The sequence below is a fragment of the Echinicola marina genome (assembly GCF_020463795.1).
Lineage (GTDB): Bacteria > Bacteroidota > Bacteroidia > Cytophagales > Cyclobacteriaceae > Echinicola > Echinicola marina.
On record NZ_CP080025.1, the window covers coordinates 3,029,540 to 3,054,317 of the forward strand.

Genomic DNA, 24,778 nt, shown 5'->3' on the forward strand with positions numbered 1-24,778 from the left:
AAAAATATGCTTACAAAAAGAATCATTCCCTGTTTGGATATTAAGGAGGGTAGAACTGTAAAAGGGGTTAACTTTGTTGATCTTAGGGATGCCGGTGATCCTGTGGAATTGGCCAAGGTTTATTCTGATGAGGGAGCTGATGAGCTGGTTTTTTTGGATATTACGGCGACGGTGGACAAGCGGAAGACTTTGGTGGAATTGGTGACAAGAGTGGCCAAAGCAATCAATATTCCCTTTACTGTAGGAGGAGGTATTTCTACTGTGGAGGATGTGAAAGTCCTTTTGAATGCAGGAGCGGATAAAATCAGTATTAATTCGGCAGCGGTTAAAAGGCCTGAGGTTATCAATGAGATGGCGGCTGAATTTGGGAGTCAATGTATTGTCGTGGCCATAGATACTCGAAATATTGATGGAATTGATTTTGTCCATACCCATGGAGGAAGGAAGCCAACCATCTTGAAAACCCAAGAATGGGCAAAAGAAGTGGCCGATAGAGGGGCTGGGGAGATATTATTGACCAGTATGGATCATGATGGCACCAAAGCTGGATTCGCCATTGATCTTACTAGTGAGATTTCTTCTGCTTTGAGTATCCCGGTGATTGCCTCGGGTGGGGCAGGAAATATGGAGCATTTCAAAGATGTATATACTGCAGGGAAAGCTGAAGCAGCCTTAGCAGCCAGTATTTTCCACTTTAAAGAAATAGCTATTCCTGATCTGAAATCCTATCTCTCTGGAGAAGGGGTAAGTACCAGACTTTAAATAAAACAGAAAATAAAACGCGGGGCTTTTTATCAGAGCTCAATATATAATGGAGAATTTAAAAATCGATTTTGAAAAGGTAAACGGATTGGTGCCAGCAGTTATTCAAGATGCCAACACCAATAAGGTGTTGATGCTGGGCTATATGAATGAGGAGGCCTTAAAGCATACCCAAGAAAGTGGAAAGGTGACTTTTTTTAGCCGTACAAAACAAAGACTTTGGACCAAGGGTGAAACCTCTGGTAATTTCTTGAATGTAAAAGATATCAAGGTGGATTGTGACAATGATACCTTATTGATTTTTGTGGATCCTGTTGGGCCAGTTTGCCATACTGGAGCAGATACCTGCTTTGATGAGAAAAATTCCTCTAAAACTGCTTTTATAGACCACCTACGAGGCATCATCAAGGATAGGAAAAACAATCCAAGTGATCAATCCTATACTGCTTCACTTTTTGCCAAGGGAATCAATAAAGTTGCCCAAAAAGTAGGCGAGGAAGCGGTGGAAATTGTTATTGAAGCCAAGGACGATAATAAGGATCTTTTTATGGGAGAAGCGGCTGATTTACTCTTCCATTATTTGGTGCTATTGGAGGCCAAAGGATATGAGCTGGATGAGGTGATGGATGTGTTGATCAAAAGACATCAGAAATAGTGAACTGATCTATATTATATATTATTGAACCTGTCAAACCACAGATTTACACGTATGGACACAGATGATTAGTTTTTGTTTATCCAGTAAATCTGTGGTTTGTTTTTTTGACTTGATTATTTTATAAACTTTTTGCAGTATTAGAGACTTTTAATGAGGTAGGTATAGAATGCTCTAATAGTATCTAAATAGCTTATTTTTAGACTAATACCCATTGGTACAGGTGAATGAAATACCATCTGTGTTTATCCTATTTATCTGAGATTAAAATCAATAAGCAGGAAACTCCTTTTTAAGTCCCTCAAAATCATCGATCATCAACCAGCTAGGTTGTTTTACCAATCTTCGGTCAGCAGGAGGGAAAGTACCATTGCTGATATGGTAAATGGCAGCATTTAGCCTAGGGTCTTCAAGATCTCCCCAGTTTTTGCTGACTTCATCTGTGGCCTGAAAATCTACCGGAAAACCCTCAAAATATTCCGCTTTGCCGTCTGCATTGGCAGTGGAGAAAGTTATGGGTACAAGTTCAATATTGTGTTTTTTGAGCATTTTGTTGAAGTCTGAAACGGGGAAAGCACCTACTGGTTTACCATAAGTATTGCTACCTATCAAATAAACATCCATATAAGGGGTGAGGCAATTAATGGTCAATTCACTCGCAGAGGCTGAGCCTCCCGAGGTGATGAAGTAAATCCTGTCCAAGCTAATGCCACCTGACTTTTTGAAATTCGTGGCATTGTCATATTTGGTCTTATTGTGATTATGCTGATTGGTATACATGGTCATCCCATCAGCACTATTGGGAACAAGACTATTCATTATTTGCTCAGCCACATCGACCGATCCACCGCCATTATATCTAAGATCAATGATCAATTCATCGATGTTTTGTTCCTCAAAATAAGCCAGGGTCTCTTCTACCTCAAGACTTTTGATGGGGGATTGGCCAGCTGTGGCTTTAAAACTGTTGTACACCCAATAGCCGATTCTTTTTCCAGCATTTTCATAGATGTTTTGATAGAGTACAGAATTGGCTTGATAGGCTTCTTTGGTGATGGTCCGTGTCGTGATACTTCCATCTGGAAGCTCAAAGGTGAAACTATTGCTCACGCCACTTTCCCCTGGGCCAAGTTGGAAGTCATAACCATTTCCGACTTTGTAACTTGGAACTGGTTTTCCATTTATTTCTAATACTTTCCAGCCTCTTTGCCAGCCATCCATTCCTGCTGGGGATTCATTATACACAAATGCCAAATATAGGTTTTCTTCCGCGTCAAGTGCCCATCCAAAGCCATGACCGCTATTTTGGCCAGTAAAGGCTCTGTCAAAATCTTCAGGAGTTGTAATATAGGACCATCGGTCGAGAGGCTTGTATTTTAACCTTTCCAAATAGCCTTGTAAAGACTCTGAACGGTCAAGGGAAAATTGCTCAGGAAGTTCTTTGTTCCAAAAATACCATTCATGCATGCTGGCAAAAATGGCTGTTTTTGCGGTGTCTTCAATATATACTGGGTCATCAATCTCATTACAGGATGACAGTGCATAAAATAACACCATTGCTAGCGAAAAAAACTTGATCGACTTATAGAGAACTCTTTTCATAACTATGGACTATGCTAGTATAAACGTAATGTTCTTATTGCTTGGTTTAATTAAACCCCTAAGATAAAGGATTGTTAAATTTTAGAATAATATACAAAAGTTAAAACCACATTAGACCTTTCGGTGTTAATAATAGAGCTAAGCAAAAACGATTATGGAAAAAACAGCAGCCAAGAAAACGACCAAGGTGGACAAAAGAGCCAAGCTCATTGAACAGTTTAAAAATCATGTGCTGGAAAATGGAAAAGAGCCCGTTTCTGTTTTTAAATTTACCCAGTCCTTGAAAATGAAGGAGGTGGATTTTTATGCTTTCTTCTCGAGCTTTACAGGAATAAAAAGAGCGATTTGGCAGACTTTTTTTAAAGAAACGATCACCATTCTAAATAACCAGGAGGTTTATCAAGAGTATAGCGGTCGAGAAAAGCTTTTGGCATTTTTTTACACTTGGATAGAGGAGCTGAAGAACAATAGAAGTTATTTGCTGACCTTATATGGTACAGATAAGTTTCCTAAAAGCAGTTTGCCACAAGAGTTGGGAGGCTTTAGACAGGATTTTAAAGAATATATAAATGAGATTCTTCAGGCTGGAGAAGAAACGGAGGAAATAGCATCTAGACCATATATCAGTGAAAAGTATGATGAGGCACTTTGGTTACAGGTGCTTTTTATATTTAGATTTTGGATCAAGGATCATTCTGAAGGTTTTGAAAAAACCGATGAGGCTATAGAGAAATCAGTCAACCTAGCTTTTGATTTGATGGGCAAAAGTGCCTTGGATACCTTTATTGATTTTGCCAAGTTTCTTCACCAGTCCAGATAAATAATGAGAGAAAAAGGGAAAGAGCAAAGACAGATACCTGTCGGAAAGGTCCAACGTGCCGCAAAATTTATCAGCACGGGCGCTAAGGTTGGTGGGAACTATGTTAAACACTATGCCAAAAAAATAGCAGATCCGAAACTTTCCAGAGAGGAATTGGACAATGACAACGCCACCGATATTTATGATTCTTTGAGCCAACTTAAGGGAAGTGCACTCAAGGTGGCTCAAATGATGTCCATGGATAGGAATATGCTTCCTAGGGCATATCAGGAAAGGTTTTCTATGGCCCAATATAGCGCTCCTCCATTATCATATCCTTTGGTGGTGAAGACCTTTCAAAGGTACTTTGGTAAAACTCCAGATGTTTTATTTGACCAATTTACCAGGTCAGCTGTCAATGCGGCCTCTATAGGTCAGGTGCATCAGGCTGTATTAAAAGACAAGAAGTTGGCAGTGAAAATCCAGTATCCTGGTGTTGCGGACAGTATAAGTTCTGATTTGAAATTGGTAAGGCCTTTTGCCTTACGTTTATTGAATATCAGTGATAAGGAATTGAGCCATTATTTGGGGGAAGTAGAGGAAAGGTTAGTGGAGGAGACTGATTATGAGTTGGAAGTAAAAAGATCAAAAGAAATTTCTGCTGAATGTGCCCATATTCCCAATTTGGCCTTTCCTCAATACTATGAGGAGTTAAGTTGTGAAAGAGTGATTACCATGGATTGGTTGGCAGGAAATCATATCAAAGAATGGCTCCAAAACAATCCTAGTCAAGATGATAGAAATACAATAGGTCAGGCATTATGGGATTTCTACCATCATCAAGTACATGAGTTGAAGCAGGTGCATGCAGATCCTCATCCAGGTAATTTTATCATTCTGGAAAATGGAAAGCTTGGGATAATTGACTTCGGATGCGTAAAGGTTATACCAGTGGACTTTTATCAAGGTTATTTTAGTCTCATAAAGAAAGAATTGGTCGCCAATCAAGAAGAATTGGATAAGATTTTTTTTAGCCTTGAATTTATTTCTGACCAAGATACGGAGGAAGAGAAAAGATTCTTTAAATCGATTTTCAAGGAGATGATTTCATTGATTGGTAAGCCATTTCATGAAGAGCGCTTTGATTTTGCTGACAATAATTACTTTGATCAGATTTATGAATTGAGCGATAGAGTTTCCAATGATAAAATGTTTAAAAAATCCAGACAAGCCAGGGGCTCCAGACATGGTTTATATGTGAATAGAACTTATTTTGGCTTGTATAGCTTATTGAACCAATTGGGTGCAAAAGTTAATACAACTAAGCCGGATTGGTTATTATAGCGTTAAAAATGAAAAGGCCAGTAAATTTATTATTTGCTGGCCTTTATTTATTGAAAAGAAACTACTGTTTATAGGTTACTCTATAGATACAGCCAGCCATATCGTCAGAGATTAGCAAGCTTCCATCAGGTAGTTCTTGAACATCTACAGGCCTGCCCCAAACTTCTTGGCTTTCATCATCAAGCCAACCTGAAGCAAAGTCAGTTTCTCCACTTACTTCATTTCCATCGAGTTGTACATTGCTCACCACATAGCCTGATTTTTTGCTTCGGTTCCAAGAACCATGTTTGGCTATGAAAATAGATTTGCTATATGATGCTGGAAATAAATCTCCTTTATAAAAACGCATGCCCAGTGGTGCTACATGAGGGCCTAGTTTGGCTTTCGGAGCCTCATAAGCGGATTGTGCTTCTCCTGCATCCCCAAATTCAGGGTCTTTAACATCTCCTGCATGCCAATAAGGATAACCAAAATGCTGCCCAGTTTCAGTGATCTCATTTAATTCACATTCAGGAATATTATCTCCCATTTGGTCACGGCCATTGTCTGTAAACCAAAGGTTTTTGGTGTCCGGATGGAAATCAAAACCTACTGAATTTCTCACCCCGTGTGCTACAATTTCCGGTTCTATAGAAGTAGCATTTACATCGATTCTGGTGATGGTCGCAAAAATGTCTTCCTCAGGGTCGCATATATTACACGGAGCCCCTACAGGTACATATAATTTTCCATCAGGGCCAAAGTCAATAAATTTCCACCCATGATGCCCTTCGGTAGGATAGCCATCATAGACCACTTCAAAGCTTGGATTGGCAAGGTTGTTTTTGACGTCTGGAAATTTTAGGATCCTACTGATCTCAGCTACATAGAGGTCTCCATCCTTATAAGCTACTCCGTTTGGAGAGTTTAAGTCTTCAGCAAGTGTATATCGGTAATTGGCTTTGCCATCTCCATCCTCATCGATTAAGGCATATACCTGTTTTTCCTGACGATTACCTACAAAGACAATTCCTTCCTCACTTATCGCCATAGACCTGGCATTTGGGACATTTTCCGCCCAAACCTCAATGGAAAAGTTTTCAGGTAACTGTATAGTTTCCAGTTTTACTTCAGCAGAGTCTTTTGAAATGTCAGTCCTATTAGCACTATCCACGGCTTCAATAGGTTGAAGTTTGTTTTCATCAGCAGAGCAGGAAAACAATAAACCAAGGGCCAAAGCCCCTAAAATGGATTTTTGATAGATCATAAGTTAGTATGCTATTTGTCCAATAATACTACAAGTTAACAAATTGCTGAAATTTTTCCTGAGATTGATATATAAGCGGGAGAATGCTTATTTTTGCAGCATGTTATCCATCAATAATTTATCGTATTATATCGGCGGCAGGGCTTTGTATGAAAATGCATCTCTGCATATTAAACCAAAGGATAAAATGGGCCTCGTGGGGCTAAACGGTACAGGTAAATCCACCTTACTGAAAATTATCAATGGTGATTATCAGCCAAGTAAAGGAGAAATTCAAAAAGCTAAGGATTGTACCATTGGTTTTTTGAATCAGGATTTGCTTTCCTATCAGTCTGAAGACAGTATCTTGGATGTTGCCTTGGAGGCTTTTAAGGAGACATTGAAGCTTCAGGATGAAATCGATGCTGTACTGAAGCAGATGGAGACAGATTACTCGGAAGAGATCATCAATAAATTGGCCCATTTGCAAGAGCGTTTTGAGGCCAATGAAGGTTATAGCATTAAAGCAAAAGCCGAAGAAGTATTGGAGGGGATTGGTTTTTCCACTGAAGACCTGCAAAGACCTCTGAAGACTTTTTCTGGAGGGTGGAGGATGCGTGTGATGTTGGCCAAATTACTTTTGGAAAAGCCTTCGCTGCTGATGTTGGATGAGCCTACTAACCACTTGGATCTTCCATCCATACAATGGGTGGAAAATTATCTAAAAACATATGAAGGAGCGGTAATTGTAGTGTCTCACGATCAAACATTTTTGGATAATTGTATTGAGACTACAGTGGAGGTTTCACGTCAAAGTTTGACGCCTTATGCCGGTAATTATTCTTTCTATAAAAAAGAAAAAGTAGAAAGAGAAGAGATTCAGCAGAATGCCTATGAGAATCAGCAAAAAATGATAAAGGATACGGAAAAGTTTATCGAACGTTTCCGGGCAAAGGCTTCTAAATCCAATCAGGTTCAGTCTAGGGTGAAGGCTTTGGAAAGATTGGAAAAGGTCAATGAAGTAATCAGTGATGAGATTGCGGTGAATTTCAAGTTTAAATTTTCAAAGCAATCTGGTAGAGACGTGATCACCTTGGAACATGTCTCAAAGGCTTATGGAGATGTAAGAATTCTTGAAAATTCTACTGCGAGAATTGAAAGAGGAGATAAGATTGCCTTGATAGGTGCCAATGGTAAGGGAAAGTCAACTTTATTGCGTATAATCGATGGAACGGAACCCATAGAAGGGAAGAGAAGTGAGGGGTATAATGTGATCAAATCGTTCTTTGCCCAACACCAGTTGGAGGCTTTGAATGTTAATAATGAGATTTTGCAGGAAATGCTGCAAGCTGGCAGTGATAAGTCAGAGACTGAGTTGAGGAATGTATTGGGCTGCTTTTTGTTTACAAATGATGATGTGTTCAAAAAGATAAAAGTACTATCGGGAGGTGAAAAGTCAAGGGTTGCTTTGGCGAAGACCTTAATTTCCGAGTCTAATTTTCTTCTATTGGATGAACCTACCAACCACCTGGATATGCAATCGGTAAACATTCTGATACAGGCATTGCAGCAGTTTGAAGGAACCTTTATTACGGTTTCTCACGACAGACATTTTATCAAGGGGGTGGCCAACAAAATTTGGTATATCGAGGACCATCAGATAAGGGAGTATTTGGGGACTTATGATGAGTATACTTATTGGCGTTCACAGCAGGAAGCCAATACCGCTCCCGTCCAAAATACGAAAAAGGAAAAAACAGCCAAGCCAAAGGTGGTTAGGAATGACAATGAGTTAAACCAAGTAAAGAAAGATATTAAAAAGAAAGAGCGCGAACTGGAAGATGTGGAGGCTGATATCATGAGACTTGAGGAAAAGAAAGCAGATTTGGAGGTGAAACTGGCTGATCCAGAGGTCTTTCAAGATGAGGGGAAATTAAAGGATATCAATGCTGCGTATGAAGCTTTAAGAAAGAAGGAAAGTAAATTGAATAAAAGCTGGGAAAGATTAGCGGCGGAAATAGAAAATCTCCAAGGTGTTCTTTCGTAAGTTAAATGCCAATGGATTTAAGTATATGCCAAGTCTCTCCAAAAGACTTGGCATTATTTTTTATATTGCTATGTGGTTTTTGAATATAAATAAGTTTAAGCTTGGTATGTATAAAAGATTGTTCATCTTGTTTTTTCTGTTTCCATTTTGCATCAAAGCACAGGAGGTTTTAGAGGACAAGGTTTATGAGGCTAATATTAAGTCAGTTCAGCTTTATAAAAAGGGGGCTGGCATAGGAGCACAAATGAATGCTCCGGTGATACCGTTGGGAAGTGCAGGTCTTGTTTTGGAATTCGATGATTTGGCTTTTGAGCCTGACAGGTATTCTGCTACTTTGATTCATTGTGACTCGGATTGGACTTCCTCTGGTTTAAAGTCTGCAGATTATATTAGGCAGTATAATGAGTTTAATGTGAATATTTACGAGTACTCCATAAACACCAGGGTGCCTTATATTCATTTTACTTTTGATGTTCCATTGGTGACCAAATCAGGGAATTATTTATTGAAGGTTTATCGAAATAGGAACAAGGATGAAGTGATATTGACCAAGCGCTTTATGGTTTATGATGATCAGGTGAAAGTCGGTGCGGTCCTCATGCCTCCCAATCAAACTGCAGAGCGGAGGACTGGCCAGCAGATAGATATTAAGGTCAATTATGCTGGCAGGGAGTTGGTTGATCCTGCTAGGACTGTAAAGGTGATAGTGCGTCAAAACAGGCGCTGGGATAATGTCAAGATAGGTTCCAAGCCAACATTTATTAGAGATGATCGAAGTGTTTTGGAATACCAGTTTTTCAATGGAGAGAATATTTTCGATGCAGGGAATGAATTTCGATTTGTGGACTTGAGGTATGTACGGACTAATGGGAGAAATGTGGCCTCAGTGAGGATGGAAGATGATGTGGTTTATGCAGAAACTGCAGTGGTTAGCCCGAGGGAGCAAACAAGTTATTTAGAGTATTTGGACCTGAACGGTCAATATATCATTGAGAATATGGAACGGGGTAATCCGAAACTGGAAAGTGAATATGTCTTGGTAAACTTTAAGGCACAAATGGAAAATATAGAAGGGGAACCTTATATTTTCGGAGCTATGAGCGACTGGGGTAGAGCAGAAGCCGCGAAAATGAGCTATGATATCCAAGAGGGGATGTACCAAAGTAGTTTTTTGCTTAAACAGGGGTGGTATGATTTCCTTTTGGCAATAAAAAATGGAGACCAATGGGATACCTTGTCCATAGAAGGAAGCCATTTTCAGACCGAAAACGAATATGATGTCTTGGTTTATTATAGGGATTTTGGTTCAAGGTATGATGAGCTTTTGGGCTATATCTCTGTTAATGCCAACAAAAAGAGATTTTAAAAATATATTGGTTAGGATGTAGCCTTCTTGTATTGTGCATCTAATAAGGCTTGATCAATAAAAAAGCCCTGATGAAACCAGGGCTTTTTTATTTTTTAGTCTTCGCTTTCTTCCTCATCCTGTGATGAGGCATCCTGCTGTTTAGATTTATAAGGGATAAATCCCTCTCTCTTGAACTTGTAGGCTTCAGTACGCTGACTAGGGGAATTATTGGCAAGGTCTAACATGCCAAAGCCCTTATGGGTAAATGCTCCCAGTCCGCACTTGAATACGAAGTCCTGAACTTCATGGGCTGCATATAAAGTAAATGGCAGGGTGTAACCTCTTACCTCATATTTGACATCCATGTCGTACACTGAGTAAATCCTAGCAAATTTCTTTTGCTGTTCCTTCAGCTTATTTACATAATTCATGTCAGGAACCACTTGGAACTTGTAGAAAGATTCCATTTGTTCTTGCGTGTACCATCCTGAACGTTCCATTCTTGTCAAGGTAGATTCATAAAGCAAATCAGAGAATTCATCCGTATCTGGATTGATGAATCGCTTACCTGAATCGTCATTGAAAGTAGGTGTTAACAGTACCAATGGAGAGATACAAACGAACTTGTTTGAAGGCTCCAATTCTGGTTCCGCTTCCTTTTCGGTGTACTCAGGCGAGATGATGAGATTTCCTAACTCAATTTTTGGCGTTTTAAACACTTGCTCTAGCAAATAGTCAAGGAAGTCTTCATTGGGTGATGAAAGCACTAGGGTAACTAAGCTTGAGTAATAATGTAAGCCACTTCTACTTACTTTGGTCTGTCCTTTTAGACCAGAGAAATTGAAGTAATTGTAGTTGAAAAACTCTTCACGTCCTCCTTTTACAATTAGACCTTTAAGGAATTGGGCCAAAATGTACTGATGGTGAAAGGGTAAATAAGCGCCTTTGTTTTTTAAGGAAAATATTAATCTTATTCTCACGGCATTAAAAATGAAAAGTTAAACAATATTTAATGTTTAAGATTACTATATATATACCAACGCGGTAGTAATCCATATGTTGGCAAAACTACAATAAAATTCTGAATAATGTTAAACATTGAATCTAAAATGCATGATATCACCGTCTTGAACCACGTAATCCTTACCTTCTATGGCAATTTTTCCGTTTTCACGACAAGCTGCTTCAGATTTGAATTTCTCGTAATCGGCTAATTTGATAACTTCGGATTTGATAAATCCTCTTTCAAAATCAGTGTGAATTACACCTGCGGCAGCTGGTGCTTTCCATCCTTTTTGGATGGTCCATGCCCTAACTTCTTGAACACCAGCAGTGAAGTAGGTGATCAGGTTGAGTAGGGAGTAGGCGCCCCTAATAAGTTTGTTAAGTCCGCTTTCCTCAAGTCCATATTCACCTAGGAACATTTCCTTTTCTTCAGGATCATCAAACTCAGCTATTTGGGATTCAATGGCTGCACAAAGGGTGATGACTTCCGCATTTTCATCTTTTACATTTTCCTTTAAATTTTCCACATGTTCATTGCCAGTAAGGATACTGGCCTCGTCTACATTGGCTACATAAAGTACCGGTTTAATGGTCAGTAAGTGAATGTCCTGTATGGCCTCCAAGTCTTCTTTTTCGACCTCAATGGCACGGGCGTTTTTTCCTTCCTGCAGTCCTATTTTGAAGATATTTAATATCTCAAGGTGTTTTTTCGCTTTTGCGTCTCCTGACTTGGCTATTTTTTCCAGTCTTTGAATCTTCTTTTCTACTGATTCGAGGTCTTTAAGCTGCAATTCCGTATCGATGACTTCTTTGTCAAATATTGGATCAACATTACCTGCTACGTGGACTACATTATCATCATTGAAGCAACGGATCACGTGAACGATAGCGTCTACCTCTCGGATATTTGCGAGGAATTTGTTACCAAGACCTTCGCCTTTACTTGCTCCCTTTACCAAACCCGCAATATCTACAAATTCAATAACCGTTGGTAGTACCCTTTGAGGATTTACCAAAGCTTCCAAAATCTGTAGTCTTTCATCAGGGACAGTAACTACCCCGACATTAGGCTCAATAGTACAAAACGGAAAGTTGGCTGCTTCTGCCTTTGCACTGGAAAGTGCATTGAATAAAGTTGATTTTCCTACGTTGGGCAAACCAACGATACCACACTGTAATGCCATTTATTTTTTATCTGTTAATTCCTAAATATGCGGTATTGTTTATACCCCTTGTAGAATTCCTGAAATGAAACTCGAAAGATGGTGTAAACGGGGATTGCAAATATCATTCCCATGATACCGCCGACTTTTGCTCCCGCAAAGATAATAACAAAAATTTCAAGTGGGTGTGCTTTTACTGATTTAGAGAAAATTAAGGGTTGCAAAATGATGTTATCAGTCAGTTGAACTACCAAAAATACACTTAAGATCTTAATAATAAAGAAGGTCATCTCTGATGTGCCAACAAAGTCACCTGTGGAAAGGCCTACCAAAACACCAAATGTGGCGCCCAAAAGTGGGCCAGCATATGGGATCAGGTTAGCCACAGCAGCAAAAATCCCAATGGTCAGTGCATATTTGACATTGGCCAAGGACAATCCGACAGAGGCCACCGTGAAAATGGAGGTCATCTGGATCAATAAGCCCAAAAGATAATTGGATAGCAGTCTTTCTACTTTATGGAATGTCGCTACTGATAGCTCAAAATATTTGTTGGGAACCTGGTTAATAATGTTTCTTCTAAGCAAGCCGTTTTCTAACAGTAAAAAAAAAGAAATAAATACGACAGCCATCAATGTGATCAATAAAGAGCTGGTGGTATTGATAATACCATTTAGAAAACCCTGGAAATTCACTTCCCTCAAACTGGAGAACATGGTGTTTTTAAACTGCTGAAAAAGAAAGCCAGGGTTGTCAGCCATTAGGTTTAGTTTGATTAAGAAAGCTTCCACTTTGTCAATTGGCTCTTGAATTTGTTCGTAGAGAAACTGTACGTCTATATTTTGAATGGTTTCAATTTGCACAGCGACTAATGGAACAAAAAGTAGTGAAATCAAGAATAAGACCAAGCCGATCGTAGCGAAGGAACAAATGATCGCCAACCAGCGCGGCAAGTGTTGGCCTAAAAGATGGACGCTGTTGATCCTGTTAGTTAAAGGGCGTAGGGCCGCAGCTATAACCAAGGAGATGATAAAGTAAAAGGCTATATTGGAGAAATACCAACCTAGGGTAAGGATGGTCAATATGATCGCCAATAGCCAAATAACTAATTTCTGCATATAGTAAAAATAGGAAAGAGACTGTACCAATTCCACAAAGAATCAAATAATTTTTGACTCATATAAGTTTTGCCTGTGCAGAGCAGGCCGATGAATTGTTACAGTCTCTTTAGTTTTTTTGAAGGGATTAATCCCATTTCAAATCATCACCGAAATTATCTTCCGTACTTGTTTCAGCTTCTACTTCGTATTGAGAGAAATCGAAATCTGGCATTAATTCAGTTTTAACGTGGTCAACAGTATCCTGTAGCGCGTCAACAAATTTCGTAAAGTCTTCTTTATACAAGAAGATTTTGTGCTTTTCGTAAACGAAATTGTCATCTCTTACCTTTCTTTTGCTTTCTGTAATAGTAAGGTAATAATCATTAGACCTGGTTGACTTTACGTCGAAAAAGTAAGTTCTTTTACCTGCTTTTACTTTTCTTGAGAAAATCTCCTCTCTGTCGTGTCCTTTATTCTCTTCCACTTTCCAAAATTTTTAATTACTTATTTCAAGGATTTATAATACAGATGACAAGTTAAATCAATTAACAATTTAAATTCAAGGGCTTGGGAGGTTTTTTTTTGAATTAAGGGTTGTTTTTTCTCTAAAAGGTTAATAATCAATCTTTTTTTTTGAAGAATAGGTAAAAAAAAAGAGTGGGCTAAACCACTCTTAAATTTTATTCTGCGTGCAGGTATTGCTTTTTGGCTAGCAGCTCCTCCTCGGATTCTGGATGATCAGGATCATCCACGCAGCAGTCCACAGGGCATACAGCTGCACATTGTGGTTCTTCATGGAATCCGGTACATTCTGTACATTTTCCAGTTACGATATAGTAGAACTCATCAGATACAGGTTCTTGAGGTTCGTTTGCATCCACTACAGATCCGTCTTCTAATTTTACCTCGCTGAGTTCGGTACCCCCGCCCCAAGTCCACTCAATGCCTCCTTCATAGATAGCAGTGTTAGGGCATTCAGGTTCACATGCACCACAGTTGATGCATTCGTCGGTTATCATTATTGCCATTATAATCTCCTTTTTTAAATTCTAGTTCAAAATTAAGAAGCATATGACAATATACCAATATAAAAAATACACTGCTAAATAATTTATAATGAATCTAGCTTATTATTGCATTATTCACTTTTTAATTTCAAAATAAATATCTTTGTGCCCTCAGACAAAAATCAGAATGAAATGACCCTCCAAGAGAGAATCAATGCCTTTGTTGCTTTAGGAAAGAGAATAGCTGAATTGCCAAAATATGAGCTGGATGAATTGGCATTCAGAGCTGAAAACAATAATAATTGGTTTACTCCTGATCAGGTAAAGCTGGCATTGCAGGCTTTGGTAGAGATGTTGGATGAAAAGGTGCTGAATGAGTGGATGGGAAAATATGAGATAGCTGACCAGGTTCAGTCCAAGAAAGTAGGTGTGATGATGGCAGGTAATATTCCTGCTGTTGGTTTTCATGATTTGATGGTGGTCCTGCTTACAGGGCATGTTGCTCATGTCAAATTGAGCTCTTCTGATCAAGTGCTGATGAAGTGGTTGGTAAAGGAATTGTCTGAACTAGCGCCAGAACTAGCCGCTAAAGTGGTTTTTGAGGAGATGCTCAAAGGTATGGAGGCATATATTGCCACTGGAAGTGATAACTCTGCCAGGTATTTTGAATACTACTTTGGTAAGTATCCAAGTGTCATAAGGAAAAACAGAAGCTCGGTGGCTGTCCTTGACGGTACTGAGTCCATCCTTGATTATAGGGAGCTGGCCAAGGATATTTTTCAGTATTATGGATTGGGATGCAGGAATGTCTCAAAGATTTTTCTGCCAGAGGAGCAGCAGCTACAAGGATTTCTGGAGGCGATTGAGGGCTATCACTTTATGTTGAGCCATCATAAGTATCTTAACAATTACGATTATAATAAGTCCATTTATTTGGTGAACGGTGAGCCTCATTTGGATAATGGTTTTTTGCTTTGTAAGCAAAGTGAGGAGTTGGTTTCTCCAATTGCTGTGCTTTATTATGAGGTTTATAAGGATAAGGGAGAGTTGGATCAAAAAATAGAAGCCCGAAAGGAAAAAATTCAGTGTATTGTAAGCAAAGGGGGCTGGTATCCTTCAAGTTTTGAATTTGGCCAAGCTCAGAAACCATCAGTGGGAGATTATGCAGATCATGTGGATACGGTTGCTTTTTTGATGGAGTTATAATTTCAATCCCTTTTGGGTTTTATAGTGTTGAATGATGCAATTCTTGGCCAAAGCCATTATATTAAGTATCATAAACTTTTATAAAAATAAACCCGAATGCATTGTTGAAAAATCAGAAGGGATTTTCGTTTCCGACACCATTTGACCTGGCACTAGTGCTTTCTATCATCAGTATTGTGTGGGCGGTGGTCCTTACCAAGCCCGGTGATGATCGTTTTTTGAGTTATTTATGGCAGGTTTTGGTCTATTGGAAAGATGGTTTTTGGGGGCTTTTGGAGTTTACGCTTCAGATGGTTTTGATATTGGTTTTCGGTCATGCTCTGGCGATATCCAAACCTGTTTCAGGTGTGCTTGATCAAATTGCTACTGGTGTAAAAAGCAATACCCATGCGGTGATGATTACCGGTACTTCGACTTTATTAGCAGGGTATTTGAATTGGGGATTTGGGTTGATATTGGGGGCGATTTTGGCCAGAAGAATTGGTGAACAGGCTGCTCTCAAGCAGTTGAAAATCAATTATCCGCTAGTAGCTGCATCAGGTTACTTGGGTATGCTAGTTTGGCATGGAGGGTTTTCTGGTTCTGCTCCCCTAAAGGTAGCTGAAAAAGGACATTTTTTGGAAGGAGAAATAGGGGTGATACCGGTGTCAGAGACGATTCTAAGTGCTTTTAATTTTCAGGTTAACTTTTGGTTGATATTAGCGCTTCTGGTTGGGTTGTGGTTTTTGTCAAAGAAAAAGTATGTTTATAAGCCAATGGGAGAGTTGAAGGAAAAGAAAGCTGAATTTCGAGGGGAAGATATGTTGGGTTTGGTCGTAGGGGCTGTCATATGTGTTTTAGCGATCGGTGAGTTTTGGTTTAGTGCCAAGTTGAGTTTTGATTTTATCAGTCTCAATTATGTCAATTTTTCCCTTTTGGGCTTGGGCTTAATGCTTCATCGAAGCATCAAAAATTATGTTGGAGCCATTGAGCTGGCCATGAAGGGAGCTACTGGGATTGTTTTACAGTTTCCTTTTTATGCAGGCATATTAGGTGTTTTTAGATCATCAGGTTTGCTTGTTATGATAGCTGGTTTTTTTGTGGAGATATCTACTCCGGAGAGTTTTCCGGTGTTGACTTTTTTCAGTGCTACCTTGATTAATTTTTTCGTTCCTTCAGGTGGAGGACAGTGGGCCGTTCAGGGGCCGGTCATTGTAGAAGCTGCTTCACAAATGGGACTTTCGGTTCCTAAAATGGTCATGGTCATGGCATATGGCGATCAGTTGACCAATATGTTGCAGCCCTTTTGGGCTTTGCCATTACTGGCGATAACAGGGGTGGCTCCCAAGGATTTGTTGAGGTATACGCTTTGTTTTTTTCTGCTTGGTCTATGTGTTTTGCTTTTAGCGATAAAATGGGGCTTTTGAATTACTGCTAATGGGATAAATACCTGTTTAGAAACTAATAAGGGGTTATTTTAAACCCTTATAAATAAGTAACAATACTTAGGTTTTACTTCTCTTTTTCGCCTAAAACTGTATCTTTGCCAACGATTTAAATGAAATCAAGTTATCACTAAAATAATTCATTTCAAATGGCATTTGATATAGAAATGATCAAGGCAGTGTATGCGAAATATCCTGAGCGTATCGCAGCTGCCAGGAAGGTGGTGGGTAAACCACTTACTTTAGCAGAGAAAATACTTTACGCTCACCTTTGGGAAGGAGATGCTACAGAGAGCTTTGAGAGAGGAAAATCTTATGTGGACTTTGCTCCAGATAGGGTTGCCATGCAGGATGCAACTGCGCAGATGGCGCTTTTGCAGTTTATGCAGGCAGGTAAAGATAAAGTGGCAGTTCCTTCTACTGCCCACTGTGATCACCTGATCTTGGCCCAAAATGGTGCAAAAGACGATTTGAAGAGTTCCCTTACCGCAAGTGGTGAAGTGTTTAACTTTTTGGAGTCAGTTTCTAATAAATACGGAATTGGTTTCTGGAAGCCAGGTGCAGGTATTATTCACCAAGTAGTTCTTGAAAACTATGCTTTTCCAGGAGGGATGATGATCGGTACCGATTCGCATACTGTAAATGCTGGTGGTCTAGGTATGGTAGCCATCGGTGTAGGTGGTGCAGATGCTGTGGACGTAATGGCAGGTATGGCTTGGGAATTGAAGTTTCCTAAATTGATAGGAGTGAAGTTGACTGGTAAAATGAACGGTTGGACTTCTGCCAAAGATGTAATCTTGAAAGTTGCTGGTATTCTTACTGTTAAAGGTGGTACTGGTTGCATCGTTGAATACTTCGGCGAAGGTGCTCAATCACTTTCTGCTACTGGCAAAGGTACCATTTGTAATATGGGGGCTGAAATCGGGGCGACTACTTCTACTTTCGGTTATGACGAATCTATGGAGCGTTATTTGAAAGCAACTGATAGAGCGGATGTAGCTGAATTGGCCAATGGCGTTAAAGAGCATTTGACAGGTGATGATGAGGTTTATGTTAATCCTGAGCAATATTTTGATCAAGTAATTGAAATAGATCTTTCTACTCTTGAGCCACATATTAATGGTCCATTCACGCCAGATAGAGCTACTCCTGTATCTCAGATCAGAGCAGAAGCTGAGAAAAATGGTTGGCCTACAAAAGTGGAGTGGGGATTGATCGGTTCTTGTACCAACTCTTCTTATGAAGATTTGTCAAGGGCTTCTTCTATTGCACAGCAGGCCGTAGATAAGAAATTAAAAACCAAAGCTGAATTTGGTATCAACCCAGGTTCTGAACAGGTAAGATTTACTGCAGATAGAGATGGTTTGTTGAAGATCTTTGAAGATTTGGATGCTACGATCTTTACCAATGCTTGTGGACCTTGTATAGGGCAGTGGGCTAGGACTGGCGCTGATAAGCAAGAGAAAAATACTATTGTTCATTCTTTCAATAGAAACTTCTCTAAGCGTGCGGATGGTAACCCAAATACCCACGCATTTGTAACTTCTCCTGAAATGGTAGCTGCTATCGCTATCTCTGGTGACCTAGGTTTCAACCCACTTACTGATAAGTTGGTGAATGCTGATGGCGAAGAGGTGAAATTGGATCCGCCAAAAGGAGATGAACTTCCAGAAAAAGGATTTGCTGTAGAAGATAACGGATACCAAGCTCCTGCAGAAGATGGAAGTGGCGTAGAAGTAGTGGTGAATCCAGACTCTAAGCGTCTTCAATTATTGGAGCCATTTGCAGCATGGGACGGTAAAAACATCACTGGAGCTAAGCTTTTGATTAAGGCTTTCGGTAAGTGTACTACAGATCATATTTCAATGGCAGGTCCTTGGTTGAGATTCAGAGGCCACTTGGACAATATCTCTGACAACTGTTTGATCGGTGCGGTTAATGCTTTCAATGAAGAAACCAATTCTGTGAAGAGCCAGTTGACAGGTGAGTATGGCGCTGTTCCAGCTACTCAAAGAGCCTATAAGGCAGCTGGTATTCCTACAATCGTGGTGGGTGACCATAACTATGGTGAAGGATCTTCTAGAGAACATGCAGCCATGGAACCTAGGCATCTTGGGGTGAAAGCTGTTTTGGTGAAGTCTTTCGCAAGAATTCACGAAACCAACTTGAAAAAGCAAGGTATGTTGGCATTGACTTTTGCCAATGAAGCTGATTATGACAAAATCCAAGAAGATGATACTATCAACTTCCTTGATTTGGATCAATTTGCTCCTGATAAGCCACTTAACTTGGAGTTCGTTCATGCTGATGGATCTAAGGATATTATTGTTGCTAATCATAGCTATAATGATGCTCAAATCGGATGGTTTAAAGCGGGGTCTGCACTTAACTTGATCAAGGCACAGCAAGCTTAATTGATCTAAATATAGAAAAGTATATAAGGGGCTTATTGATGAGAATCAATAGCCCCTTTGTTTTTGGATTGTTTGGGCTTATGCTTTAGCGAGATAGTATATTACGTGGAAGGTGTCGAGAGCAAAGTTACAGAGCTTAATTGTTATTGATTGGATGTTTATGTTAAAACTACTTTTGAACTTATAGGATTTAAAATCAGAATTTTGTGTTGATTTGTTTTTTTAAGCGAGGGGATTTGTTAACTTAACCATGTATTTAGTTATAAATTATTTATATAAGTAAAAAAAACCTTTTGATTTAGCAGAAAGATTCGCCTATTTTAAATTTCTATAGCTGAAAGAATATTATAATGACCAGTGTTTTTAGGAAGATACTTGATCAATCTCCAGAAATGGTATTTTTGGTAGAGAAAAATCCACCTTACCGTGTGGTTTTTGAGAATCGTTCTTTTCGCGAGGCACTGGGAATGGATTTGAGGAGAAAAAGTCTTTCTGATTTTGGCTTGGATAGAAGTAATCTATCTACTGGTGATCAGGTTACGATCAAGTATCACAATGCATATTATTCTTTTATAGTTGGAGAGGAAGATAGCAATTATTTTATTTTTCAAAATGGCAGTTTGGTGGAATTGGATACGATGGAAAGCTCCAAGGGAAATGCCTCGACCAGTACAAAGGAAAAATGTTCCAGTTTTTACAAAAATCTGATAGATAAAATTCCCAATACGCTTTTTCAAATGAATATGACCGAGGAGGGGAAGATGAATTTCAAATATTTCAGCGATGGTGGAATGAATATTTTAAACGAATCCCCATCCTCAAATGGGGAGGTTAAAGGTATTGATTATTTGTTGGGTATGGTTTTTTCGCAGGATGTAGGGAAAGTCTTGCAGTCTTTGGTGCATTCAACTCGGTTACTATCTATGTGGAATTGTACTTTTCGACTTAAATTGGAGGGGAAAGATGAGTTGGTTTGGGTACAAGGTATGGCCAGACCTGAGGAAGGGCCTACTGGTGACATGAATTGGTATGGTTGTTTATTGGATATTTCTGGTTTTAAGGAACGGGAATTAGAACTTGAAAACCATAAGAATTTGGCCCTGAATGCCAGTAAGGTTAAGTCAGATTTTATCTCTATGATTACCCATGACATCAGGACGCCTTTGAATACTATTTCAGGATCGGTATTCAGCTTGTTGGGAGAGGATCATTATAGTTCGCAGGAACCCTTGTTAAATACTATCAGTTTTGCAGTGGACAATTTGATCATCATGATCAATGATCTCTTGGATTTTCAGAAAATAGAAGCGGGAAAGATTGTTTTGGAATCAAAGCCATTCAATCTAAAGCAGTTGATGGAACAGGTGGTCAATAGTTTGAGATTTCAAGCTTTGGAATCCAAAAACGACCTGAACCTAATCATTTCGGATAAAGTAGATTTCACTGTGCTAGGGGACAAGGTCAGGCTCTCTCAAATATTGAATAACCTGATCACCAATGCGCTTAAATTCACACATGAGGGTAGGGTAGATGTGACTGTGACCATGATTGATCACAGTTACAATTCGGCGAAGGTTTATTTTGAAGTGAAGGATAATGGGGTGGGAATTGATAAAAAGGACTTCGGTAAGGTTTTCAACGAATTTGACCAGGTAAATGAGTCATTTGATGCCAAATATGGGGGGACTGGACTAGGGATGCCTATTACAAAGAGATTGCTTGAAAATATGGGGAGTGAAATCAATTTGGCGTCTGAAGTAGGGATAGGCAGTACCTTTTCTTTTGAAATCAACTTCGAGAAATTTGGTACTTCAAAACAGCACCTTTCATTTGAATTGGATGAATTGCCAAGAAGTGGTAACACATTTTTAAATAATAAGGCTTTCAGGCAAAATATTCAGGTGCTTTTGGCAGAGGATAATCAGGTGAATGCCATGGTGGTGATGAAGATACTAAAAGGATGGGGCTATGCATGTGATCGGGTTTCCAATGGTGAAGAAGCGATAGCCTCAGTCTTTGATAAGACATACGATATCATCTTGATGGATATACAAATGCCCGTCATCGACGGTTTGGAGGCGTCTAAAATTATCAAGGAGCGGTTTGATATTCCTATTATTGCATTGACGGCAGCATCTAGACGGGAGGTGGCAGAAGGATTGAAGCAAAGTAATATCGATGACTTTGTTTCCAAACCCATCAACGCCATAGTTTTACAGAAGAGTATAGAGAATTTGATTCAGCATTACATTTCCTGAGCCAGATCCAAATACTTTTTAGTCAGTTTCATTTCAGGATTTTTTTTGTGTACATCACTCAGGTATTTAATAGAAAGAGCTTTGTCCCCTTTGAAATAGTAATAAATCCCTTTGTTTCTTAAGGCGAATAGATTCTTGCTGTTTTGTTTAAGACTTAAATTGATGTCTTCAAGTCCCTTTTCCAGCTTTCCTGTAAAAAGAAGGTAAAGGCCTCTGTTGTTATAATAATAAGCTTGAGAAGGGTTGAGTTCAATGGCTTTCTCAACCCAGCTGATAGCTGTTGATAAATCGTCTTTTTCAAAAGCAATTAAGGATTTTAAATTGTAAATATTGGCTTCTTTGGGATTGATTTGTATGGCTTTTTCCAAGTCAGTTAGAGCAGTTTCAAAATCTTCAAGGTAATAATTGATAGTAGCCCTGTTGACATATAGGTCCGCTATGCTGCTGTTCATTTCTATTGCTTTTGAAAAGGACGCCAAGGATTCCTCGAAGCGGTTTAATTGTTCCATCACCAGTCCTTTTACAAAATAGCCTCTATAGTCATCAGGAGCTAGTTTAATGAGGCTTTCTGCATCAGCAAGGCTTTTGTAGTTTTCGCCATTGTCCAGATAGGTAATACTCCTTTGGTAATAGGCATCCTGGTATGACGGATTTAATTCAATAGCTTTGGAAAAGTCTTGTATGGCTGTATTATATTTAGCTATGGAACTATAAGCCAATCCCCGATTATAGTATGCGTTTTCAAAGTCTGGGTCCAATTGCAGGGCCTCATTATAATATTCTATGGCACTTTGGTAATCACTTTCCATTAATTTATTATTGCCTTTCAGGAGGAACCTGCCTTTTTTATCTTCCAAGGAGTCACAGGAAATGGCTAAGATGCTAAAAAGTGATAGAAGGCAAATTAAGGAAATTCGAGTAGTAAACTGCATACGAGTAATTAAGCTTGCTGATGTTGAATGATGGAAGGAGATGAAATTTCTATCCTTTGAATGTCAGGACAAATTTAGTGAAAGGTTTTAACAAAATTACCCTAAAAATAGCTTCTGAAAATCAATTATTGGCATAGGAGAGATTTGGACTGGCTGCCAGTCGATAAGTAGTGTATTCTCTGTAAATTTTATTATCACAATAAAATTATGTTTTTTAGATTAGCTTGTTAAGGTTACGGGCGAAAGCAAGATTTTATTTTATAAGTTGAATAGCTACTTTTGATATAAATAAATGAAAGATGAGCAAGGTTAAAGTATATCATAATCCTAGGTGCGGAAAAAGCCGAAATAGCTTGAAGCTGGTTCAAGAGCAGATTCCAGAAGACGAAGTGGAAATTATTAAATACCTGGAGACACCTCCAAGTAGAGCTGAATTAAAGTCAATTTTGGGCAAATTGGGGATCAAGGCAGAAGAGTTAATTCGGGAAAATGAGCAGGTCTGGAAGGAAAGTTATAAGGGAAAGTCATTTTCTGAGGATGAATTGGTAGAAATAATGGTGGAAAATCCCATATTGATAGAACGACCAATAGTAGTGAAAGGAAATAAAGCTGTAATAGGAAGACCTCCCGAAAATGTACTGGGAATTTTGTAGTGCCTTCCTGATCAATGTCTAACCAATACTGTCTGTGAAAAATCCCCGTAAGCATTGGATCATAGCTTCATTTGTGGTGAGCGTGTTGCTGCTCATAATGAAGTTTTATTCATATTATATCACTAAATCCAATGCAATATTAACTGATGCACTAGAGAGTATAGTGAATGTGGTGGCTTCCGGTTTTGCCTTTTATAGCATTCACTTGAGTTCGATGCCGAGGGACCAAAACCACCCTTATGGGCATGGTAAAATTGAGTTTTTCAGTGCAGGTATCGAGGGGGTATTGATAATCCTTGCGGGGATATTTATTATCTATCAATCTATTTATAGTTTCTTTTTTCCTGCCGAACTAAGGGAGCTTCCCTTGGGGATGGCTTTGGTAGGCATATCTGGTTTCGCTAATGGCTTGATGGGCTATATGTTGCTCTCCAAAGGAAAGGAGCTAGACAGTATTACCCTTGAGGCTGATGGTAGACATATCTTTACAGATGCCATAAGTAGTTTCGTGCTGATTTTAGGTGTAGCAGTTATTTATTTTACAGGTTATGGGGTTCTTGATGGTGTGTTTTCATTGCTGTTTGCCTTGTATATCGTCTATAATGGCTATGGGCTTGTGAGAAGGTCTGTAGCCGGTTTAATGGATGAAAGAAATCCTAGTTCGGTAATTACGGTAGTGAAGTTGCTCAACAAATACAGGAAGAATAACTGGATAGATATTCATAATATGCGGGTTCAGCAGTATGGAGCGGATAAGCATATTGACCTACATTTGACCTTGCCTTATTATTTTGAACTAAAAAAGGTGCATGATGAGGTGGAAAAGGTAGAGGCTGTTTTAGAAGAAAACCTCAAGGGGCATGTAGAGGTATTTGTACATGCAGATCCTTGTATTCCTGAAAAGTGTTGCAATTATTGCCAGGTGTCTAATTGTCCAGTTAGAAAATATCCCAAGTCAAAGAAGATCAGTTGGACGGTGGATAATGTATCAAAGAATCAAAAACATTATCATGAATTCACTGAAAGCATATAAGTTATTTAATGTAAGAATTCTGCTATCAAAAGGTATGTTTTAGTCAAGGAATATCTGTGTTTTATATAAGGGTTCATGTGTATTTTGTTGTAAATCAGTGTTTTGCGAAGTGTTTTTTATTGTTATTGTCTTCTCCTTTTTGTATATTAAAACAAAAAGGATGATGAGCGACGACAAATTTAAGATGTTTCTGGCTGCGTCTGCCATTGTTTGGTTGGCAATAGTTGTTTTGATTATTGTAATGTAGTCAGCAGAGAAAGTTAGCAAATATCGTTTCTGTGTACCATGCAGAAGAATACTTTTTAAATGGATTTGATTTTTTTAGTTAAGGAAAACGGGATGGTTTTGATCATCCCGTTTTCTGTTTGTCAGAGTTTTTTATTTTACATCACAACTTGATTTTTTTAAAGTATTATTATAACGACCTGTTGTAACTTACTTTGTCCTTTAATTATTAATAAACCTTCTGTATGACTGCTTGATATATAATAGACTTAACTTAGTCCTGCTTTGTTATGTTTGAAACGGGGAGAATTATCATTGAAGTGTTTGTCATTGGAGAGTTGTTGATAAAAAAAATAAATGCACTAAGGGTTTTTATTTTCTATGGTGTCTTCTAATTACAGGGACTTTTACATGTCCCGAATATCCCCGAAGTGACCAATAAAACACTAAACACATTATTTAGGCGAATTAAATAGGGAGGCGCCTATCTCAATGCTTCTTTTGAGTAGCTTGTAAAGCACTATTTAATTATGTGGAGATTTAATTTTCTTTTAGTTTTGAGCTTTTGAAAATAAT

Annotated in this window: 20 protein-coding genes; 12 read left to right on the top strand and 8 right to left on the bottom strand. The window is 38.8% G+C overall.

Annotated features, from left to right (window positions below; all coding sequences use genetic code 11):
• The first annotated feature begins 6 nt into the window (after positions 1-6).
• Together hisF and hisIE are read left to right on the top strand one after the other, a co-directional pair.
• Positions 7-762 (top strand): imidazole glycerol phosphate synthase subunit HisF, encoded by a 756-nt coding sequence (gene hisF, locus KZP23_RS12650; RefSeq protein WP_226332084.1) that lies wholly within the window; start codon positions 7-9, stop codon positions 760-762.
• Positions 763-811: 49 nt separating this feature from the next.
• Positions 812-1,417 (top strand): bifunctional phosphoribosyl-AMP cyclohydrolase/phosphoribosyl-ATP diphosphatase HisIE, encoded by a 606-nt coding sequence (gene hisIE, locus KZP23_RS12655; RefSeq protein WP_215222796.1) that lies wholly within the window; start codon positions 812-814, stop codon positions 1,415-1,417.
• Positions 1,418-1,687: 270 nt separating this feature from the next.
• On the opposite strand, the gene KZP23_RS12660 is transcribed toward hisIE, so the two are convergent.
• Entirely contained in the window at positions 1,688-3,019 is a 1,332-nt protein-coding gene (locus KZP23_RS12660; RefSeq protein ID WP_226332085.1) for a S41 family peptidase, read from the bottom strand.
• Between the two features lie 154 nt (positions 3,020-3,173).
• On the opposite strand from KZP23_RS12660, the gene KZP23_RS12665 reads away from it, so the two are divergent.
• The gene (locus KZP23_RS12665) at positions 3,174-3,839 is read left to right on the top strand and encodes a TetR family transcriptional regulator C-terminal domain-containing protein (RefSeq protein ID WP_226332086.1); all 666 of its coding nucleotides are present in this window, start codon (positions 3,174-3,176) and stop codon (positions 3,837-3,839) included.
• Positions 3,840-3,842: 3 nt separating this feature from the next.
• Complete coding sequence (locus KZP23_RS12670; protein ID WP_226332087.1) at positions 3,843-5,162, top strand: ABC1 kinase family protein; 1,320 nt, start codon at positions 3,843-3,845, stop codon at positions 5,160-5,162.
• Positions 5,163-5,223: 61 nt separating this feature from the next.
• Here KZP23_RS12670 and KZP23_RS12675 read toward each other — a convergent pair whose 3' ends face one another.
• Entirely contained in the window at positions 5,224-6,408 is a 1,185-nt protein-coding gene (locus KZP23_RS12675; protein WP_226332088.1) for a PQQ-dependent sugar dehydrogenase, read from the bottom strand.
• Positions 6,409-6,508: 100 nt separating this feature from the next.
• Between KZP23_RS12675 and KZP23_RS12680 the strand changes: the two genes are divergently transcribed.
• Complete coding sequence (locus KZP23_RS12680) at positions 6,509-8,434, top strand: ABC-F family ATP-binding cassette domain-containing protein (protein ID WP_226332089.1); 1,926 nt, start codon at positions 6,509-6,511, stop codon at positions 8,432-8,434.
• Positions 8,435-8,540: 106 nt separating this feature from the next.
• A complete protein-coding gene (locus KZP23_RS12685; RefSeq protein ID WP_226332090.1) occupies positions 8,541-9,800 on the top strand; it encodes a type IX secretion system plug protein in 1,260 nt (419 codons plus the stop codon).
• Between the two features lie 95 nt (positions 9,801-9,895).
• On the opposite strand, the gene cas6 is transcribed toward KZP23_RS12685, so the two are convergent.
• From cas6 to KZP23_RS12710, 5 genes are all read right to left on the bottom strand, one after another.
• Positions 9,896-10,762: a CRISPR-associated endoribonuclease Cas6 gene (cas6, locus tag KZP23_RS12690; protein WP_226332091.1), complete on the bottom strand. Its 867-nt coding sequence runs from the start codon at positions 10,760-10,762 to the stop codon at positions 9,896-9,898.
• A 111-nt stretch (positions 10,763-10,873) separates the two neighbouring features.
• Positions 10,874-11,971, bottom strand: coding sequence for a redox-regulated ATPase YchF (gene ychF / locus KZP23_RS12695; RefSeq protein WP_226332092.1), 1,098 nt, complete (start codon positions 11,969-11,971; stop codon positions 10,874-10,876).
• A gap of 14 nt (positions 11,972-11,985) precedes the next feature.
• Complete coding sequence (locus tag KZP23_RS12700; protein ID WP_226332093.1) at positions 11,986-13,068, bottom strand: AI-2E family transporter; 1,083 nt, start codon at positions 13,066-13,068, stop codon at positions 11,986-11,988.
• Positions 13,069-13,195: 127 nt separating this feature from the next.
• On the bottom strand, positions 13,196-13,534 hold the full coding sequence (locus KZP23_RS12705) for a DUF3276 family protein (protein ID WP_226332094.1): 339 nt from the start codon (positions 13,532-13,534) through the stop codon (positions 13,196-13,198).
• 196 nt (positions 13,535-13,730) lie between these two features.
• On the bottom strand, positions 13,731-14,078 hold the full coding sequence (locus KZP23_RS12710; protein ID WP_226332095.1) for a 4Fe-4S binding protein: 348 nt from the start codon (positions 14,076-14,078) through the stop codon (positions 13,731-13,733).
• A gap of 171 nt (positions 14,079-14,249) precedes the next feature.
• Between KZP23_RS12710 and KZP23_RS12715 the strand changes: the two genes are divergently transcribed.
• The 4 genes from KZP23_RS12715 (at position 14,250) to KZP23_RS12730 (ending at position 21,359) form a co-directional block, all read left to right on the top strand.
• Positions 14,250-15,263, top strand: coding sequence for an acyl-CoA reductase (locus tag KZP23_RS12715; protein WP_226332096.1), 1,014 nt, complete (start codon positions 14,250-14,252; stop codon positions 15,261-15,263).
• Positions 15,264-15,367: 104 nt separating this feature from the next.
• The gene (locus tag KZP23_RS12720) at positions 15,368-16,669 is read left to right on the top strand and encodes a TIGR00366 family protein (RefSeq protein ID WP_226332097.1); all 1,302 of its coding nucleotides are present in this window, start codon (positions 15,368-15,370) and stop codon (positions 16,667-16,669) included.
• 167 nt (positions 16,670-16,836) lie between these two features.
• Entirely contained in the window at positions 16,837-19,101 is a 2,265-nt protein-coding gene (locus tag KZP23_RS12725) for an aconitate hydratase (RefSeq protein WP_226332098.1), read from the top strand.
• Positions 19,102-19,451: 350 nt separating this feature from the next.
• The gene (locus tag KZP23_RS12730) at positions 19,452-21,359 is read left to right on the top strand and encodes an ATP-binding protein (protein ID WP_226332099.1); all 1,908 of its coding nucleotides are present in this window, start codon (positions 19,452-19,454) and stop codon (positions 21,357-21,359) included.
• Here the strand turns inward: KZP23_RS12730 and KZP23_RS12735 are convergent.
• Entirely contained in the window at positions 21,347-22,216 is an 870-nt protein-coding gene (locus tag KZP23_RS12735) for a tetratricopeptide repeat protein (RefSeq protein ID WP_226332100.1), read from the bottom strand. The two genes, KZP23_RS12730 and KZP23_RS12735, sit on opposite strands and share 13 nt — an antisense overlap.
• A 374-nt stretch (positions 22,217-22,590) precedes the next feature.
• On the opposite strand from KZP23_RS12735, the gene arsC reads away from it, so the two are divergent.
• Positions 22,591-22,944, top strand: a complete 354-nt coding sequence (gene arsC / locus KZP23_RS12740; protein ID WP_226332101.1) for an arsenate reductase (glutaredoxin) — start codon at positions 22,591-22,593, stop codon at positions 22,942-22,944.
• A gap of 34 nt (positions 22,945-22,978) precedes the next feature.
• A complete protein-coding gene (locus KZP23_RS12745) occupies positions 22,979-23,977 on the top strand; it encodes a cation diffusion facilitator family transporter (RefSeq protein WP_226332102.1) in 999 nt (332 codons plus the stop codon).
• The last annotated feature ends 801 nt before the right edge of the window (positions 23,978-24,778 follow it).